This is a genomic window from Stutzerimonas kirkiae (assembly GCF_004327335.1).
GTDB classification, from domain to species: Bacteria; Pseudomonadota; Gammaproteobacteria; order Pseudomonadales; family Pseudomonadaceae; genus Stutzerimonas; species Stutzerimonas kirkiae.
Map to the genome: position 1 here is coordinate 52884 of NZ_QJUO01000019.1, position 16643 is coordinate 69526.

Consider the following 16643-nt stretch of genomic DNA (forward strand, 5'->3'; position numbering starts at 1 on the left):
TTCCACTCCAGCCCTCCGGACGGGCTTCTTCGAGGAACAAGCGGCCTTCGGCTTTCGATTAAAAGCGCTGATGGCTGAACGCTGGACGAAAGCGCTGGCGCCGTGTGCCGGTCGTTCAGCCTCCAGCGCTTTTCGGCTGTCCGCTTGTGCCTCCGATCCGGCCATCCATGACGAAACGTCAACAGACCCTAGGCATGGATGGTTTATGGTGGTAGCCGGAGCGAACGATGATTCGCGAATGTAAAGTGAAGCGCCCTGATGCAGGAGTGAGGCATGCACCCCCGAGTAGTGGAAGTCACCGAGCGTCTGATCGAGCGCAGCCGCGACAGCCGGGCGCACTACCTGGCGCTGATGCAGGCCGCCGCGGTGGAGGGACCGCGGCGTGGGCAGTTGCAATGCGCGAATTTCGCCCATGGCGTGGCGGGCTGCACATCGGGAGATGACCGGCAGACCCTGCGCCTGATGAACGAGGCCAATGTGGCGATCGTTTCCGCCTACAACGACATGCTTTCGGCGCACCAGCCGTATGAGCGTTTTCCGGCGCTGATCAAGCAGGCCTTGCGCGAGGTCGGCTCGGTCGGCCAGTTCGCCGGTGGCGTGCCGGCCATGTGCGATGGGGTGACCCAGGGCGAGCCGGGCATGGAGCTGAGCCTGGCCAGCCGCGAGGTGATCGCCATGTCCACCGCCATCGCGCTTTCGCACAATATGTTCGATGCGGCGATGTACCTGGGCATCTGCGACAAGATCGTGCCGGGCCTGCTGATCGGTGCCCTGCGCTTCGGCCATCTGCCGGCCATCTTCGTGCCCGGTGGGCCGATGCCCTCGGGGATTCCCAATAAGCAGAAGGCGCAGGTGCGCCAGTTGTTCGCCGAAGGCAAGGCCAGTCGTGAAGAACTGCTGGCCTCGGAGATGCAGTCCTACCACAGCCCCGGCACCTGCACCTTCTATGGCACCGCCAACACCAACCAGGTGGTGGTGGAGATCATGGGGTTGCACCTGCCCGGCTCATCCTTCGTCAACCCGGGTACGCCGCTGCGCGACGCGCTGACCCGCGAGGCGGCGCACCAGGTCGCGCGGATGACGATACAGGCGGGGCAGTACCTGCCGCTCTACCGCATCATCGACGAGAAGGCCATCGTCAATGCCGTGGTGGCGCTGAACGCAACCGGCGGTTCGACCAACCATACCCTGCATATCCCGGCCTTCGCGCGGGCCGCGGGCATTCAACTGACCTGGCAGGACATGGCCGACCTGTCGGCGGTGGTGCCGAGCCTGGCGCGGGTCTACCCGAACGGTCAGGCCGATGTGAACCACTTCCATGCCAGCGGTGGCGTGGCATTCATGGTGCATACGCTGCTGGAAGCCGGGTTGCTGCACGAGGATGTCGAGACCGTGGCCGGGCCGGGATTGCGCCGCTACACCCGCGAGCCATTCCTGGATGGAGAGCGGCTGGTCTGGCGTGAGGGGCCGCGGCAAAGCCTGGACGAGACGATCCTGCGCCCGGTGTCGCGGCCGTTTTCCGAAGAAGGCGGGCTGCGGGTGCTGAGCGGCAACCTGGGGCGCGCGGTGCTCAAGGTTTCCGCGGTGGAGCTGCGGCATCGAGTGATCGAGGCGCCGGCGCGGGTGTTCAACGACCAGGCCGAACTGGCGCAGGCATTCGCTGCCGGCGAACTGGAGCGGGACTTCGTCGCCGTGGTGCGCTTCCAGGGGCCGAAGGCCAATGGCATGCCGGAACTGCACAAGCTGACGCCTTACCTGGGCGTATTGCAGGACCGTGGCTACAAGGTCGCGCTGGTCACCGATGGGCGTATGTCAGGGGCTTCCGGCAAGGTCGCCGCCGCCATCCATGTCTGCCCCGAGGCGCTGGATGGCGGGCCGCTGGCGAGGGTCATGGATGGCGACATCATCCGTGTCGATGGCGAGACGGGGCACTTGAACGTATTGCTCGGCGATGCCGAATGGGCTGGCAGAACCGCGGCATCCCTGCCGGGCTGGTATGGCGGCGAGGGTTGTGGCCGGGAACTGTTCGGTTTCATGCGTGCGGCGTTCAGCTCGGCCGAGTCGGGTGCCAGCGTGTTCGTCGATGGCTTTGCCGCGGGGGAGCGGCGCTGAGCCTGCCCCGGCGCGCACCGATGACTTCAAACGTGTGGCTTGGCTGTGCGCCTAAAGATGGCTGGACGTGAGCGCCCGCGGGCACGACACTGCACATGACCGGCCCCAGGTGCCGGATTTTTCATGGTTTTTGTGGAGCAGTCCTGATCATGGCGATCTCTGAACTCGACCTGCCGACTGGCGTGGTCGCACATAGCCTGGCCGATCCCGAGAGCCAGGCCAGGGTATTGGCCGAGCATGTGGCGAAGGCACTGGATTTTGCGGTGCAGACATATGGCCAGGCGAACCTGGTGGTTTCCGGCGGCCGTAGCCCGACAGGTTTCTTCGAAGTGCTGTCCGGCCAGGCGCTCGACTGGAGCCGGGTGCAGGTGTGCCTGGCCGACGAGCGCTGGGTGGCGCCGGAGTCGCCGCAGAGCAACGAGGGCCTGGTGCGCCGGCATCTGTTGCGCAATGCGGCGGCACAGGCGCGCCTGATCGGTCTCTACCATCCCGCCGCCACCCTGGAGCAGGCCGCCAGCCAGGCCAGCCAGGCCCTGAGTGTGCTGGAGCAGGGGATCGATGTACTGGTGCTGGGGATGGGCGATGACGGCCATGTCGCCTCGCTGTTCGCCGACAGCCCGTTGCTGGAGCAGGCGCTCAGCGAGGATTGCCAGGAATATTGCCTGCCTATGCTGGCGCCTCAGGAACCATACCAGCGCATCAGCATGACCTATCCGCTGCTGGCGTCCGCACGGCTGCAATGCCTGGCCATCCAGGGGCAGGCCAAGCTGGAGACTCTGCGCCAGGCGCTGCTGGCCGATGCGCTGAGGATGCCGGTGCGTGCCTTCATGCACGCTCCGCTGGAGATCTACTGGTGCCCATGAACCCTATGATGGAGGAGTGCACGTGACCCAGGAGCAAAAGAACGCACAACTGGACGCATTGTGTTCGCGTGCCCGTATCCTGCCGGTGATCACCATCACCGATGAGCGGCATATCCTGCCGCTGGCCGATGCCCTGGCCGCGGGTGGTCTCACGACGTTGGAGATCACGTTGCGCTCCAGCCATGGCCTGGCGGCCATCCGCCTGCTGCGGAAGCACCGGCCGGAGCTGTGCGTCGGTGCCGGCACGGTGCTGGATGGCCGGATGCTGGCTCGGGTCGAGGAAGCCGGGGCGCAGTTCATGGTATCGCCAGGCAGCACCGAGGAACTGCTGCTGGCTGCCCGCGACAGTGTCTTGCCCTACCTGCCGGGTGTGAGCAATGCTTCGGACATCATGCGCGCCCATGCGCTCGGCTATCGCCGCTTCAAGCTGTTTCCGGCCCAGGTCTGCGGTGGCGTGGTGGCCCTGAAGGCGCTGGGCGGGCCTTTCCCCGATGTGCGCTTCTGCCCGACCGGCGGCGTCAACGACGACAATGTCGCCAACTATATGGCTCAGCCCAATGTGATGTGCGTGGGCGGTAGCTGGATGATAGAGCCGGCGGCACTGGCGTCGGGCGACTGGCCGGCGATCACGTGGGCAGCGGCGCGGGCGCTGGAAGCTATCGGGTGATGTGGCGGCAGGCTCCGGAAGTTCTTGTGCCGGTCGCCTGAAGGCACTGCCGTGCGTCAGACCTTCTTGACGAACTCCGATTTGAGCTTCATGGCACCGATGCCGTCGATCTTGCAATCGATGTCGTGGTCGCCATCGCACAGGCGGATGCCCTTGACCTTGGTGCCGACCTTGACCACCAGGGACGAGCCCTTGACCTTCAGGTCCTTGATGACGGTGATGGTGTCGCCGTCCTGCAGGACGTTGCCCACCGAGTCCTTGATCACCCTGGCGTCGTCCTGGGCCGCGCTGGCGGTGTCCGTGGCCGACCATTCGTGGGCGCACTCCGGGCATACCAGTTGGATGCCGTCTTCATAAGTGTATTCGGAGTTGCATTTCGGGCAGGGTGGTAGAGCGCTCACGGCATTCCTCTCGTTCATATTGCGAAAGGCGCGCATTGTAGGGCAGCTACGGGGTACAGGTACAGGCGAAGCATGCTATGCCCCTGTGCCAGGGCGATCGCGCTATGCACTGCAAGCAGCCGAAAACAGCGCTGGAAGGCTGGACGAAAGAGCCTGGCAACCGGTGTTTTTCGTCCAGCTTTCAGCCTCCGGCGCTTTTATCTAAGCACCTTGCCCGTGAATAACGACATGGCACTGTGGCCGCGCCTACTGGCCTTCGCCGAAATAGTCCTCGACCAGTTCGACCAGCGCCTTGAACGCCTGTTCTTCCTGTTCGCCTTCCGTGCGCAGGTGCAGGACGGTGTTCTGGCTGGCGGCCAGCATCATCACCGCCATGATGTTCTTGCCGTCCACCAGGTTCTCGGTACTGTGGCCCAGCATGACCTTGCAGGGATAGAGCTTGGCGACCCCGGTGAGCTTCGCGGCGGCGCGGGCATGCAGCCCGAGTTTGTTGATGATGGTGATTTCACTGCTTGGCATGCGGAAGATCCCGATGACGAACCTGGAGGTTCCTGAGTGGCTCGCGCAGGGCCCGCCCAAGGCGATCGGCGATATACACCGAGCGGTGGTGGCCGCCGGTGCAGCCGATGGCGATGGTGACGTAGGAACGGTTGCTGGCGGCGAAGCGTGGCAGCCATTTGCTCAGGTAGGCGTGGATGTCCTGGAACATGTCCTCGACATCCGGCTGGGCGCTCAGGTACTCGATGACCGGCTGGTCCTGCCCCGAGAAGTCGCGCAATTCGGCCTTCCAGTAGGGGTTGGGCAGGCAGCGAACGTCGAACACCAGGTCGGCATCCACCGGCATGCCGCGCTTGAAGCCGAACGATTCGATGAGGAACGCCGTACCCGGCTCGGGTTTGTTGAGCAGGCGCAGCTTCAGGCTGTCGCGCAACTGGTAGAGGTTGAGGTGGGTGGTGTCGATCTTCAGGTCGGCATTGTCGATGATGGGTGCCAGCAACAACTCTTCGTCGTGGATGGCTTCGGCCAGCGAGCGGCGGTCGTTGGTCAGCGGGTGGCGCCGGCGCGTTTCCGAGAAGCGCTTGAGCAGCGTTTCGTCATCGGCATCGAGGTAGAGCACGTCGCACTGGATATGCTTGGCGCGCACCTCGGCGAGAAGTTCGGGGAAACGTTGCAACTGGCTGGGCAGGTTGCGCGCATCAATGGATATCGCGACCTGCGGATGCAACAACTCGGTATGCAGCAGAGCCCGCTCGGCCAGTTCCGGCATCAGGGCGGCCGGCAGGTTGTCGATGCAGTAGAAGCCGTTGTCCTCGAGGACATTGAGTGCAGTGCTTTTGCCGGAGCCGGAGCGACCGCTGACGATGATCAGGCGCATGGCTGGTCACTCTGCGGCCGATGGGCCGAGGGCAGGGCGGTCGTCTGGCTCAAGGTCGTTCTCCTATGGCTGCAGGTTCTGCTGCGCGCGCAGTACTTCCTGGTACAGGGCTTCGCTGCTGGTCGCGGCACGCAGGCGTGCGGTGGTCTGTGCATCGTCCAGCATGCCGGCGATCTGGCGCAGCAGTTCCAGGTGTTCATCGGTAGCGGCCTGGGGCACCAGCAGGACGAAGAGCAGGTCGACGGGTTGTCCATCGAGCGCGTCGAAGTCCACCGGGGTTTCCAGGCGCAGTACCGCGCTCAGCGGTTGGCTGCAGCCGGTGATGCGGCAGTGCGGGATAGCGATGCCATTGCCGAAACCGGTGGAGCCGAGCTTCTCCCTGGCGATCAGGCTTTCGAATATGGTCTGTGCGTCGAGGTCGGGCGCATCCTGGGCGATTACCCTGGCGATCTGTTCGAGGACGCGCTTCTTGCTGACGCCCGGAGCGCCCACCAGGGCGCGTCCGGGAGAGAGGATGGAGTCGAATCGGATCATGGTCGGATCAGCGAGCGACTGTCCCCTGGTGATGGTCGAGTTGTTTTTCCTTGTGTTTGATCAGTTGTCGGTCGAGCTTGTCCACCAGCAGGTCGATGGCGGCATACATGTCTTCGTGTTCGGAGTTGGCGACCACTTCCTTGCCGGCCACATGCAGCGAGCCTTCGGCCTTCTGCTTGAGTTTTTCGACTTGCAGGGTCACCTGTACGTTGATGATGCGGTCGAAGTGCCGCTGCAGACGGTCGAACTTTTCCTCGACGTAGTCACGCAGGGCTGGAGTCACTTCCAGATGAACGCCACTGATGTTGACTTGCATACCACTACTCCTTTTTTATCTTCTATGAAGAGCGAGTTGTCGAGGGCTGCCCCCTGGCTATCGGCGCCTTCGGCTGGCAGGCCGTTGAAAAACCACCTGCGCCGGGCTGCCTCGCCAACTGTTTTCCAACGGCTTGCTAGATCAGCCGCTTGCGTTCGCTGGATGGTGCAATTCCCAACGATTCCCGATACTTGGCTACGGTGCGGCGGGCAACCTGAATGCCTTGTGCCTCCAGTAAACCAGCGATCTTGCTGTCGCTCAATGGCTTTTTCTGGTTTTCCGCGGCCACCAGCTTCTTGATGATGGCGCGGATCGCGGTGGAGGAACATTCACCGCCTTCGGACGTGCTGACATGGCTGGAGAAGAAGTACTTCAGCTCGTAGATGCCACGCGGCGTGTGCATGTATTTCTGCGTGGTGACGCGGGAAATGGTCGACTCGTGCATGCCCACGGCCTCGGCGATGTCGTGCAGCACCAGCGGCTTCATGGCCTCGTCGCCGTACTCGAGAAACCCCTTCTGGTGCTCGACGATCTGCGTGGCGACCTTCATCAGCGTCTCGTTGCGGCTGAGCAGGCTCTTGATGAACCAGCGCGCTTCCTGCAACTGGTTGCGCATGAAGGTGTTGTCGGCGCTGGAGTCGGCACGCTTGACGAAGCCGGCGTACTGGGCGTTGACCCGCAGGCGCGGGATGGCGTCCTGGTTCAGCTCCACCAGCCAGCGTTCGTTGTGCTTGCGCACGATCACATCCGGCACCACGTACTCGGGCTCGCTGGTCTCGATCTGCGAACCAGGGCGTGGGTTGAGCGACTGGATCAGTTCGATCACCTGGCGCAACTCGTCCTCCTTGATCTTCATGCGCCGCATCAGCAGGCTGTAGTCACGGCTGGCGAGCACTTCCAGGTGGTTTTCGATCAGGTAGCGGGCCTGCTCCAGCCAGGGGGTCGGTTGCGCTGGCTGGCGCAGTTGCAGCAGCAGGCATTCGCGCAGGTCGCGGGCGCCGACCCCGGAGGGTTCGAACTGCTGGATACGGTGCAATACGACCTCGATTTCATCGAGTTCTATCTCGAGCTCCGGGTCGAAGGAGTCGAGGATTTCCTCCAGGCTCTCCTCCAGATAGCCCTGGTCGTTGATGCAGTCGATCAGGGTTTCGCCGATCAGGCGGTCGGTATCGCTCATCGGCGACAGGTTCAGTTGCCAGAGCAGATGGCTCTGCAGGCTGACGCCGGCGCTGGTGCGCGAGGTGAAGTCCCACTCGTCGTCATCGTTGCTCGGCAGGCTGCTGGCGCTGGTCTGGTAGATATCTTCCCAGGCGGTGTCCACCGGTAGTTCGTTGGGAATGCGTTCGCCCCAGTCGCCGTCCTCGAGATTTTCCGCTGCCGGTGTCGGTTCGTCGTAGCTTTCCTGCTTGGGCGCGGTCTCGCTTGCAACGGTTTCCGTGCCCTCGGCCATGGGGTCGGAATTGTCGAAGTCATCGCCATCTTCTTCCCGTTCCAGCATCGGGTTGGAATCCAGCGCTTCCTGGATTTCCTGTTGGAGGTCCAGGGTGGAAAGCTGGAGCAAACGTATGGCCTGTTGCAGCTGCGGTGTCATCGTTAGCTGCTGGCCCATCTTTAGGACGAGAGATGGCTTCATGGCAGAGACTTCAAACCCTGTTGTCCGGCGCTTGCGCCTGTATTCGACATCATGGGCGCCCCTGCGCCCGCTATGAAGCAAATTATATGCCTGTTTTCGCGTGGATTGGATAGGGGCTGTCGCCATTTCTCATGCAAGCGTAAGAACCACGAACGGTGCCGGGGGGAGCGCCGCTGGGCAAGAACCGATTCCGTTCGTCCAGCGCCGCCAGTCTCCGGCGCCTCTAGATCGCCCTACCGCAGGGCGACGACATAGCGCGACCGGCCCTGTGTGGCTTGCACGAGAGGTCTGCCGCTGTGGTGAGCCGGCTGCTGGCGGAGCTGGTTTTCTATAAGAATTTCAATAAATTATTGAGATATGATCCATGTCGATTATTTGTGTTCATGTCTATGCACGAAACAATTATCTCGATACGGCCGTGCCGGAGTCGCCGGCCAGGCGCCGGAAGCACAGGCCGGAGGCCATGCATAGCAGGCTGACGAGGACCATGGCCAGGCCGATGTCGCCGACGCTGGGGGTTTCGTGGGCGCGCAGGCGCTGGATCAGGCCGAGCAACAGCGCGGCGATGCCGACCGCCAGGCTCATGCTCAGTTGTACCGACATGGCGGACAGGGTGCTGGCCTTGCTCGCCTGGCAGGTGTCGATGTCGGCGTAGGTCAGGGCGCCCATGCTGCTCATCTGCAGGGAGCGCGACAAGCCGCCGGCGAACAGCACCAGCACGATCGACAGTGCGCTGCTGTCCTCGCGCAACAGGGCGCACACGGCGATCGAGGCGCCGGCCAGGAAGGCATTGCAGACCAGGATGCGACGGAAGCCGAAGCGCCGTACCAGCGGCACCGAGATGAACTTGATCAGCAGCGCGCCGACACCGCCGGCGAAGGTCAGCAGGCCGGCCTCCAGCGCACTGAGGCCGAAGCCGACCTGGAACAGCAGCACCAGCAGGAACGGCAGCGAGGCACTGCCGAGGCGGAACAGCATGCCGCCCTTGAGCACGATGCCGAAGGTCGCGATATTCAGCAGCGAGAGGTCCAGCAACGGAGACGGGCGGCGCCTGGCATGCCGCAGGTAGAGCGCGCCGGAGAGCAGGCCGCTGGCCAGCAGGGCGCAGGACCAGAACCATTCCAGCGAACCATGGCCGATGGACTCGAAGGCCAGTACCAGGCAGGCCAGCGCCAGGCTGCTGGACAGGAAGCCGGCGAGGTCCAGCGGCTGGCGCTGGCGGCCCGGATAATCCGGGATATGGCGCAGGATCAGCAGGATGCCGAGCAGCCCGATCGGCAGGTTGATCAGGAAGATCCAGTGCCATGACAGGCAGGTCACCAGCAGCCCGCCCAGCGGCGGTCCGACCACCGGCCCGAGCAGCGCCGGCATGGTGAGGAAGGCCATGGCCCGCAACAGGTCGGCCTTGCGTGTCCAGCGCAACAGGATGACTTGGCCGACCGGCACCATCATGGCGCCGGCCATGCCCTGGCAGAAGCGCGCCAGCGACAGTTGCAGCAGCGAGCTGGAGGCGGCGCAGGCCAGCGAACTGGCCATGAACAGCAGGATGGCCAGGACGAACACCCGGCGCGGTCCGTGGCGTTCGGCCAGCCAGCCGCTGATGGGGATGAACATCGCCACGGCCAGCAGGTACAGCGAGACCACCAGGTTCATATGCACGCTGGATTCGCCGAAATCCTCGGCGATCTGCGCCAGCGCCGTCAGCACCGCGGTGGAGTCGAGCAACTCCATGAACAGCGCGCAGCCGATGATCATCGGCACCTTGCGCTCGAAGCGGGCATCGCTGCCCGGCTCGCCCGGGGCAGGCGTTGCGTGCGGGCGCGTGGAGCCTCCGTTCAGGAGAAACGACCGTAGCGGCCCGAGGAGTAGAGCAGGGGCGCCTGCGCGGAGTGCCAGCATTCCAGCACTTCGGCGATCACCACCAGGTGCGTGCCGACATGATTGATATCGGTGATGCGGCAGTCGAAGCCGGCGCTGCTGGCGCGCAGGGCGGGGTTGCCGCTGGCCAGTCGACGCCAGGCGTGCGCGTGTTCGCTGAAGCGCTGTGCGGCGGGCAGGCGGCCGCCGAAATCGCTGGCGATGGCCGCGTCGCCGGCGTGCAGGACATTGACGCAGAAGCGCTTCTGCTCGATCAGGTGGCGGTAGAGGCTGGCGCCGCTGTTCACCGCGATCAGGATGGTCGGTGGGTCGGCGGTGATCGAGCTGAACGCGGTGGCGGTCAGGCCGTAGTCGCCGTCGCTGCCGGCGCAGGTGACGATATTCACCGAGGCGGCGGTATTGCGCATGGCCTGCTTGAAGGCCGAGGCGTCGATGGTGGGTTCGGGGCGAGGGTGTTCGAGGGCGATGACGCTCATCAGGGGTATCCGGTCGGGAAGCGGTGTCCGCTTTGGCTATCTGTATCGTGCGCGGCGCGCACCGTTGCAAGTCGCTGCTCTGCTCGCGGCAGTGGTGCGCGTGGCGCGCCCTGTGGGTGTCAGCGCAATGCCAGCCGCTGCCGGTGCAGCACCTGGGCGAGGCGCTCGCGGCCATGCAGGCTGTCCACACTGGCCAGGCGGTCGATGACCTGCCGGCTCCAGGGCGGATTTTCCAGCCCCTGGGCGCGGTAGAAGGCATCGACCTGGCGGTCGTAGTCGTCGAGTCGCCGTGGCTCCTGTTCGTCGAGCCGGTAGGTTTCCCGATGCAGCACCACCGATTGCGGCAGGCGTGGCTTGATCGCGGCGGGGCGGGATGGGTCCGGGTAGCCGACGCACAGGCCGAATACCGGGAAGACCAGGGGCGGCAGTTGCAACTCGTCGATCACGGCTTGCAGGTTGTTGCGCAGGGCGCCGATATAGACGGTGCCCAGGCCCAGCGCTTCGGCGGCGAGCACCGCGTTCTGCGCCGCCAGGGCGGCGTCGAGGCCGCCCACCAGCAGGCTGTCCAGGTATTCCACCGCCTGCAGTTCGCGACCATGGCGCTCGGCCAGGCGTGCCGCCCGCGAGAAGTCGGCCAGCCAGACCAGGAACAGCGGTGCCTGGACGATATGCGCCTGGTCATTGGCCAGGGCCGCAAGGCGCGCCTTGCGCTGCCGGTCCTCGACCGCCAGCAGGCTCCAGGCCTGCAGGTTGGAGGAGGTGGCGGCCGATTGTGCCGCTGCCAGCAGGGTTTCCAGGGTGCCGTCAGGCAGCGGCTGGTCGAGGTAGGCGCGCACGCTGCGGTGCGCCAGTAGCTGTTCGATCAGCGCATTGCCAGGTTCTGCCGAAGGCGCATCGGCGCTGCCATAGCGTTGCTGCCAGAGAGGCTGGGGATGGGCTGCAGGCATTGTTGATCCCTTATGTTCAGGCGCGGATGGCGTACCTTAGGCAAGCCGGGATGGCTTGTGAAATACCCTGTCGTTCTATCTTGATAATCAAAATAAATAATATTTATTTGTCTGAATTATGTGTTTTGTGGATTTTATATGGCGACCAGGAAATTCAGGCTGTCCAGGTAACGCTGGCCCGGAACGTCGCTGAGCAGGCGCCGGGTGTAGTCGCTGGCGGGGGCTTCGAACAGTCGCTCACTGTCGCCCTGTTCGACCACGCGCCCCGCCTGCATGACCACTACCCGGTCGGAAATCTGCCGGACCACCGCCAGGTCGTGGGAGATGAACAGGTAGCTCAGGCCCAGTTCCCGTTGCAGTTCGGCCAGCAGCTCGAGGATCTGCTTCTGCACCGAGGCATCCAGGGCCGACAGTGGTTCGTCGAGCACCAGCAGTTCGGGTTCCAGCGCCAGCGCCCGGGCGATGGCCACGCGCTGGCGCTGGCCGCCGGAAAGCTGGCCGGGGTGGCTGTAGAGGGACTTGGCTGGCAGGCCGACCCGTTCCAGCAGGCGCGCTGCCTGTTGCTGCTGGCTGGCACGGTCGCCGACGGCGAAGGCCCGTAGCGGTTCGGTGATGATCTGCGCCAGGGTGAAGCGTGGATCGAGCGAGGCATAGGGGTTCTGGTAGACCACCTGCACCCGGCGGCGGTAGTCGCGCAGGCGCGCGGCGTCGTAGGCGAGGATGTCTTCGCCGTCGAAGCGGATACTGCCGCTGCTCGGGCGCTCCAGGCGCAGGATCATGCGCGCGGTGGTGGACTTGCCCGAGCCGGATTCGCCGACCAGGCTCAGGGTGCCGCCGCGCGGCACCTCGAAGGAGACATCGGCGACCGCTGGCGGCAGTCTCTCGTGCCCGTGAGCGAACTGCTTGCCGAGGCCGCTGACACTGAGTAGCGCCGGCCCGGCCAGGCGTGGCCGGCGTTCGCTGGCGGTCGCCTGGGCCAGGCTGGGGGCGGCCTCCAGCAGGCGCCGGGTGTAGGGGTGGCGTGGGCGCAGGAAGATTTCCCGGGTGCTGCCGCGTTCGACGATGCGCCCCTGCCGCATGACGATCACCCGCTCGGCGCGGTCCATCGCCACGCCGAGGTCATGGGTGATCAGCAGCACGGCGATCTGCCGCTTGCGCGCCAGCCGCTGCAAATGGTCGAGCACCTGCCGCTGCACCGTCACGTCGAGGGCGCTGGTCGGTTCGTCGGCGATGATCAGCGCCGGCTCGTTGGCCAGGGCGATGGCGATCAGCACGCGTTGGCGCATGCCGCCGGACAGTTCATGGGGATAACGCCGCGCCAGGCGCTCGACATCGCGCAGGCCGACCTGGCGCAGCAGCTCCAGGCTGCGCTGGCGGGCGCCTGTGCGGGCAACGCCGTGGATGCGCATGGCTTCGATAAGTTGTGCGCCGATGCGCTTGACCGGGTCCAGCGACAGGCCGGGGTCCTGCGGTACGAAGCCGATACGGTTGCCGCGCAGGTGACGCCAGTGGTGTTCGTCGAGGTCTTGCAGCGCCTGCCCTTCGAAGTCGATATGGCCGGCGCTGATTCGCGCATTGCCGGCCAGCAGGCCGATCAGCGCCGCCGCCGTGGTGGACTTGCCCGAGCCGGATTCGCCGACGATGGCGACGAATTCGCCGCGCCTCAGCCGCAGGTCGATCTCGCGCACGCCAGGCTGCGGGCCGTCCGCGCCGAGGTAGTCGATCGACAGCCCGCTGATCTCCAGCAATGTATCGCTCATCGGCTTTCTCCCCAGCTTCTCTGCATGGCGCGGGCGAGCTGGTTGGCGGCCAGCACCACGCTGGCGACCACCAGCCCCGGCAGGCTGGTGTACCACCAGGCGGCGACCATGAAGTTGCGCCCTTCGGCGATCAGCAGGCCCCACTCCGGTTGCGGCGGCGGGGCGCCGAAGCCGAGGAAGCTCAGTGCCGAGACTGCCAGCACGGCGCCGCCGAATTCCAGCGCGGCCAGTGCCAGCACCGGGCCGGCGGCGTGCGGCAGGATATGCCGGAGGATGATGGCGCCGTGGCCGACACCGCTGGCGATGGCTGCTTCGACGAAGGTGCTGCCACGCCAGCGCAGCACTTCGCCACGGCTGAGTCGGGCGAAGGTGGCCACCGAGGACAGGCCGACCGCCAGGGCGATATTCAGGGTGCCGAAGCCGAGTACGGTGATTACCGCCATCGCCAGCAGCAGCGAGGGGATCGCCATCAGCACTTCGACCAGGCGCATCAGCAGGGCGTCCAGTTTCCCGGAGAAATAACCGGCCAGCAGCCCCAGGGCACCGCCCACCAGCAGCGCGATCAGTACCGCCAGGGTGGTGGCGCGCAACGACAGGCTGGCGCCATGCACGGTGCGGCTGTAGAGGTCGCGCCCGAGGTGGTCGGTGCCGAACCAGTGTTCGGCGGAGGGTGCCTGCAGCGCCTTGGCCGGCACCGCCAGCAGCGGGTCGATACGGCTGAACAGGCCGGGAAACAGCGCCCAGCCGAGCACCAGGGCGAGCACCGACAGGCTCAGCAGCAAGGCCGGGCGCGGCAGGCGGCTGGCGGGCGGGAAGGTGATGGAAAGGCTGCTCATGAAGACCATCCGTAACGCGATGGACTCGCCGGTGAGTCCATACATAGGGGGCGCCGGGCGCGCCGTGGAAATTTTGTGAGGGGGAGGCGCACGACGCACCCTACGGGGTTGGGGCGCCGTGAGGGTCGTGCAATGGGTATTCCGGTGCGCCTGGCGTCCCCCGTGCAGCGATCGGCGGGTAGGGTGCGGCATGCGCACTGCAGGGGATGCAGGTAGATATTCATGGGCGTCGGGCCAGGTCGATGCGCGGGTCGAGCAGGGGATAGAGCGCATCCACCAGCAGGTTGACCAGGATGTAGATCGCTGCCGCCAGCAGCACCACGCCCTGCACCATGGGGATGTCCTGGCTGGCCACCGCGCCTTGCGCCAGGCGGCCGATGCCGTCGCGGGAGAACACCGTTTCGGTGACCACCGCGCCGGCCAGCAGGTTGCCGACGATGCCGCCGGCCAGGGTCAGCAGCGGGATGGCGGCGTTGTGCAGGACGTGCCCGAACAGCAGTCGGTCATGGCTCACGCCCTTGCTGCGCAGGGCACTGACGAAGGGTTGTTGCAGCACGCCGGCGATCGAGCGCGACAGCACCTGGGCGATCACCGCCGCGGTGGGGATGGCCAGGGTCAGCGCCGGCAATACCAGCGCCGCCAGGCCCTGGTTGCCCATGGCCGGGAACAGCGGGATACGGAACGACAGCCATTGCAGCAGCAACAGCCCGACCCAGAAGGTCGGCAGCGAGACCGCCAGCGAGGGCAGCGCCAGCAGGCCCTCGTGCAGGCGCGGGCCGCGCATCCGGCTGGCCAGCAGCGCCAGGCCGACACCGCTGGGCAGCGCCAGCAGCAGGGCGGCAGCGGCCAGCGCGGCGGTGCCCGGCAGGGCCTGCCAGAGCGCCTGGGTCACGGCCTGGCCGCTCTGGATCGACTGCCCGAGGTCCAGTTGCAGCGCCTGCCGCAGGGCGATGGCGTATTGCACCGGCAGCGGCTGGTCCAGGTGGTAGCGGGCCTTGAGGGCCGCGACCTGGGCCTGGTCGGCGGCGTTCATCTCGCCGTTCTGGTTGAGCATGATGCTCACCGGATCGCTGGGCAGCGCATAGAGGATCAGGAACGACAGCGTGAAGGCGGCCCAGAGCACGAACAGCGCTTGCCCCAGGCGGCCGAGCAGCGCCCGCGCCCTGGTAGCCCAGTGCCGCCAGCGTTCCGGCAAAGTGAAGGATGCGCCAGTGCTCATCGCGGTGCCAGCCAGGTGTCGAAGAATTGCAGGCGGGTCGAGGCCTCGTAGTGCAGGCCGCGCACCTGCTGGCCGAAGGCGGTCAGGGTGGCGGCCTCGTACAGCGGCAGTACATGGCCTTCCTCGATCAGCAGGCGGCTGGCGGCCTCGATCAGTTCGCGCCGGCGTTCGGGGTCCAGCACCCGGGAGGATTCCTCCAGCAGGTGGTCGACCTCGGTGTCGTCGCGCTGGTTGACGTTGCGCCCCGAGGCGAGGAACACCGTGCGCAGCACGTCCGGGTCGGCGCGGGTGAGGTTGAAGAACCACAGGCTGTAGTCGCGCTCGCTGTTCTTCGCGCTGACCTGGCTGATGCTGGTCTTGTTCAGGCGCAGTTCGACGCCGACCTGGCGCAACTGCTGCTGCAGCAGTTCCAGCACCGGGGTGGAAGCCTGCCAGTAGTCGACCTGGAACGACAGGCGCTGCCCATCGCGCACGCGGATACCGTCGTCGCCCGGTTGCCAGCCGGCGCCGTCGAGCAGTTGCCTGGCGCCCTCGGGGTCATGGGTCAGGTACTGGGAATCGTCCCGGTAGAACGGCGTGCTGCTGGCCAGTACCGAACTGGCGGGTTTCTGGTGGCGGGAGATGATGCCTTGCAGTTCGTTGCGGTCGATCGCCTTGTTCAGCGCCTGGCGCACCGCCGTCTGGTCCAGCGGGGCGCGGCTCTGGTTGGGTGCCAGGTTGAACACGATGCCGGGGTTGGGGCGGGCGATGAAGGGAATCGCGCGGGACTCGAGAATGCCTTCGTCCTGTACCGCGACACTGGTGTTCACGTCGATCTGGCCCGACAGCAGGCTGCCCAGGCGCACGCCGGATTCCGGGATCACCAGGAATTCGATGCCATCCAGCCAGGCCCGCCCCTGGTGCCTGGCCAGGGACGATGGCCAGGCGTAGTCGGCGCGCTGCGACAGCCGCACATGCTGGTTGTGCACGAAACTGTCGAGGACGAAGGGGCCGGAGCCGACCAGCGCGCCCTGGCAACGTTCCTCGCTGGTTTTCTCCAGGGTGGCGCGGGCGAACAGGCCGAGGCTCATGGTCGAGCTGGCCTGGAGGAATTGTGCATTGGGCTGCTCGAACTCGATGGCCACGCTCAACGGCGCCGGCACCTCGATCGACTTCAGCCCGGCCAGGTAGGTACCGGACAGTTGCGCCAGGGCGCCGAGTTTCTGGATCGCCTCGAAGTTGGCCTTGACCGCCGCGCCGTCCACCGGCGTGCCGTCGCTGAAGCTGACGCCGCCCCGCAGGTGGAAGGTGAAGCGCCGGGAGTCTTCGCTGACCTCCCAGTGCTCGGCCAGCCAGGGCACGATCTCGCTGGTCTCGGGGTGCTGGTCGGTGAGTGAGTCGGTCAGTTGCCGGCCGACGTTCAGCGCCGTGTTGTTGCCGCCCTGGTGTGGGTCGATGCACAGCGGATCGCCGTCGAAGGCGACTTTCAGCACACCGCCGTGGGCTGGCGCCTGGGGCGCTCCCAGGGCTGTCGGAGGTGCGCTGGCGTCGTCGCAGCCGGCCAGGGCGAGCGTACCCAGCGCCAGCAGGAGGGGCAGAGAGCGGTGGATCATGGGGTTCTCCAGGCAGTCCTAAAGGTGTTCCGGG

The 16643-nt window shown here is 65.8% G+C and carries 16 protein-coding genes; 3 read left to right on the forward strand and 13 right to left on the reverse strand.

Going from position 1 to position 16643, the window contains the following annotated elements; all coding sequences use genetic code 11:
* Positions 1–273: 273 nt before the first annotated feature.
* From edd to DNJ95_RS11875, 3 genes are all read left to right on the forward strand, one after another.
* Positions 274–2112: a phosphogluconate dehydratase gene (gene edd, locus DNJ95_RS11865; RefSeq protein ID WP_131184939.1), complete on the forward strand. Its 1839-nt coding sequence runs from the start codon at positions 274–276 to the stop codon at positions 2110–2112.
* 149 nt (positions 2113–2261) lie between these two features.
* Positions 2262–2975, forward strand: coding sequence for a 6-phosphogluconolactonase (gene pgl, locus DNJ95_RS11870; RefSeq protein ID WP_131184940.1), 714 nt, complete (start codon positions 2262–2264; stop codon positions 2973–2975).
* Between the two features lie 22 nt (positions 2976–2997).
* Entirely contained in the window at positions 2998–3642 is a 645-nt protein-coding gene (locus tag DNJ95_RS11875; protein WP_131184941.1) for a bifunctional 4-hydroxy-2-oxoglutarate aldolase/2-dehydro-3-deoxy-phosphogluconate aldolase, read from the forward strand.
* Between the two features lie 56 nt (positions 3643–3698).
* On the opposite strand, the gene DNJ95_RS11880 is transcribed toward DNJ95_RS11875, so the two are convergent.
* The 13 genes from DNJ95_RS11880 to DNJ95_RS11940 form a co-directional block, all read right to left on the reverse strand.
* Positions 3699–4043: a zinc ribbon domain-containing protein YjdM gene (locus DNJ95_RS11880; protein WP_131184942.1), complete on the reverse strand. Its 345-nt coding sequence runs from the start codon at positions 4041–4043 to the stop codon at positions 3699–3701.
* A 246-nt stretch (positions 4044–4289) separates the two neighbouring features.
* Positions 4290–4562, reverse strand: a complete 273-nt coding sequence (locus tag DNJ95_RS11885) for an HPr family phosphocarrier protein (RefSeq protein ID WP_131184943.1) — start codon at positions 4560–4562, stop codon at positions 4290–4292.
* Positions 4549–5418 (reverse strand): RNase adapter RapZ, encoded by an 870-nt coding sequence (gene rapZ / locus DNJ95_RS11890; protein ID WP_131184944.1) that lies wholly within the window; start codon positions 5416–5418, stop codon positions 4549–4551. The genes DNJ95_RS11885 and rapZ overlap by 14 nt, the downstream gene beginning before the upstream one ends.
* Positions 5419–5481: 63 nt before the next feature.
* Positions 5482–5952, reverse strand: coding sequence for a PTS IIA-like nitrogen regulatory protein PtsN (gene ptsN, locus DNJ95_RS11895; protein ID WP_131184945.1), 471 nt, complete (start codon positions 5950–5952; stop codon positions 5482–5484).
* 7 nt (positions 5953–5959) lie between these two features.
* Complete coding sequence (gene hpf, locus DNJ95_RS11900; protein ID WP_131184946.1) at positions 5960–6268, reverse strand: ribosome hibernation-promoting factor, HPF/YfiA family; 309 nt, start codon at positions 6266–6268, stop codon at positions 5960–5962.
* Between the two features lie 136 nt (positions 6269–6404).
* Positions 6405–7901, reverse strand: a complete 1497-nt coding sequence (locus tag DNJ95_RS11905) for an RNA polymerase factor sigma-54 (protein WP_131184947.1) — start codon at positions 7899–7901, stop codon at positions 6405–6407.
* A 402-nt stretch (positions 7902–8303) separates the two neighbouring features.
* On the reverse strand, positions 8304–9656 hold the full coding sequence (locus DNJ95_RS11910) for an MFS transporter (RefSeq protein ID WP_131184966.1): 1353 nt from the start codon (positions 9654–9656) through the stop codon (positions 8304–8306).
* Positions 9657–9736: 80 nt separating this feature from the next.
* Positions 9737–10255 (reverse strand): flavin reductase, encoded by a 519-nt coding sequence (locus DNJ95_RS11915; RefSeq protein WP_131184948.1) that lies wholly within the window; start codon positions 10253–10255, stop codon positions 9737–9739.
* Positions 10256–10374: 119 nt separating this feature from the next.
* Positions 10375–11202, reverse strand: coding sequence for an NADPH-dependent oxidoreductase (locus DNJ95_RS11920; protein WP_131184949.1), 828 nt, complete (start codon positions 11200–11202; stop codon positions 10375–10377).
* 134 nt (positions 11203–11336) lie between these two features.
* Positions 11337–12962: a dipeptide ABC transporter ATP-binding protein gene (locus DNJ95_RS11925; protein ID WP_131184950.1), complete on the reverse strand. Its 1626-nt coding sequence runs from the start codon at positions 12960–12962 to the stop codon at positions 11337–11339.
* A complete protein-coding gene (locus DNJ95_RS11930; RefSeq protein WP_131184951.1) occupies positions 12959–13798 on the reverse strand; it encodes an ABC transporter permease in 840 nt (279 codons plus the stop codon). The genes DNJ95_RS11925 and DNJ95_RS11930 overlap by 4 nt, the downstream gene beginning before the upstream one ends.
* Positions 13799–14018: 220 nt before the next feature.
* On the reverse strand, positions 14019–15017 hold the full coding sequence (locus DNJ95_RS11935) for an ABC transporter permease (RefSeq protein ID WP_131184952.1): 999 nt from the start codon (positions 15015–15017) through the stop codon (positions 14019–14021).
* Positions 15014–16609: an ABC transporter substrate-binding protein gene (locus DNJ95_RS11940; RefSeq protein WP_131184953.1), complete on the reverse strand. Its 1596-nt coding sequence runs from the start codon at positions 16607–16609 to the stop codon at positions 15014–15016. The genes DNJ95_RS11935 and DNJ95_RS11940 overlap by 4 nt, the downstream gene beginning before the upstream one ends.
* Positions 16610–16643: the final 34 nt, after the last annotated feature.